Origin of the sequence: Candidatus Magnetobacterium casense (genome assembly GCF_019173545.1) — a bacterium.
GTDB lineage: Bacteria > Nitrospirota > Thermodesulfovibrionia > Thermodesulfovibrionales > Magnetobacteriaceae > Magnetobacterium > Magnetobacterium cryptolimnobacter.
Genome location: NZ_JABXWD010000632.1, coordinates 1 through 1509 on the forward strand (window position 1 = coordinate 1; position 1509 = coordinate 1509).

2 protein-coding genes are annotated in these 1509 nt (G+C 51.7%); both read left to right on the forward strand.

Annotated features, from left to right (window positions below):
* Positions 1 to 1243: hypothetical protein (locus HWQ67_RS18270; RefSeq protein WP_218254126.1), on the forward strand; the 1243-nt coding region annotated here is incomplete at its 5' end.
* A 9-nt stretch (positions 1244 to 1252) separates the two neighbouring features.
* The coding region (locus tag HWQ67_RS18275; RefSeq protein ID WP_218254127.1) for a hypothetical protein at positions 1253 to 1509 on the forward strand (257 nt) is incomplete at its 3' end.

A 1509-nucleotide genomic window follows, 5' to 3' on the forward strand; every position in this document is an offset into this window, starting at 1 on the left:
TGAATACCTATCAGGGAATTTCTTCGAGCACGCCGAGGGACGGGAACGGGTGTTTACCGACAACCGTGTAACAATCGTCGGTGATCCTAACATCTACGAGCTTACCGATGTGCCGCTGTATCCGGATTGGCCGCAGGCGTGGAATCCGTATGTGTGGAATCAGGCCGCGTTACTGAAAGAATTGCGAGCGATAAATAGTAGCAACCCGTGGGCGGTTACTGTGTGGGAGTTCGTCTCTGCGATGGGTGGGCAGTTTGATGATAGTGAGTATTATGCGGGGTTCCCCCGAGAGGATATGCTTGTCGGGGATTATGTGGAAAACATCCCGTTCAAGATATATGCGCTGGACTTAACTGATACCGTGACTCTCCGCGCACACTCATCGGAGTTGGCGGACTTGATGCCTATTTATGAGCGGTTAGTGTCAAACACCGATGCGCAGGTAAAGGTGAAGGCGACAGGGTATAAGTTTGATCCCCGAAGTCCCTTGCAATCACTCACGCTTGTTGAGGAGGACGAATCGGCGGGGTATGAGGTTGATCGCCAGAATGGAAAGGTTATATTCCATGCGCGGAGATTTAAGGATAATGGGGCTATGCTCGTTACGGTTGGGGACCAACAGAAAGTTGACGAGTCCGAGATAATAGCTGATACGCCGCTATTGACGTTTGCAGTGCAAAGGGATATATTCACGACAGTGTATGGGACGGGTACGAGGTCGGGAGTGCATCACATACGGAATCTGCGAAAGGAGTACGTTTGTACATCATCGGGTAGTATAACACAGACTATTGATCGGGGGGAGATGTCTGCGGAGATGTTTGCGTATTACGTGGCGTCGTTAATCGTTAATAGGCCGACGGTGGTGACGAATGGATATGCGAAGCGTGCGGGGCAATGCGGATATATGCTCTCAGATAGATTTGACCGTATCACAGTCACGTTAGATGCGAATGAAGGTATTGTAGAGAACGTCACATATACCAACGAAGAACCGCAACTGGGTATTCCCTCCGAACGGGAGATGGATCGTAGAGTGAAGGCTGTGATGCCTAAGACAGATTTAGCAAAGGCGAATGAGATATGGGATGCGGTGAGTGCGGCGATAGCAGATGCGAGGCCGGTGACGGCAAGCGCGGGCGGGAACGGGAGTACGGACGACGGACAGTCCACAGGGGAAATCAGCACCGATGTCGCGGTAATGGACCCCGCTGGAATAGTGACGGCGAAGAATTACACATAGGAGGCGAGAATGGGTGCGACATTCGTAGTCGGGGATTGTTTGTGTTCAAGTGGTGTAGACGCCACCACAGGACAGCCGATCATCAAAGACCCGTCAACAGTAATAGCCAATGACCCCTCGTTTCTTGGTGTGGTGATTAAGGATTGCACAGATACCGCCGATGATGTGAAGCTAAAAACAAGTGGGTTGGTGACATTGCTTGTAACCGGCGCGGTTGCCATAGGGGATTCGTTAGGACTCGCCGCCGGGCAGAAGTATTGCGTGGC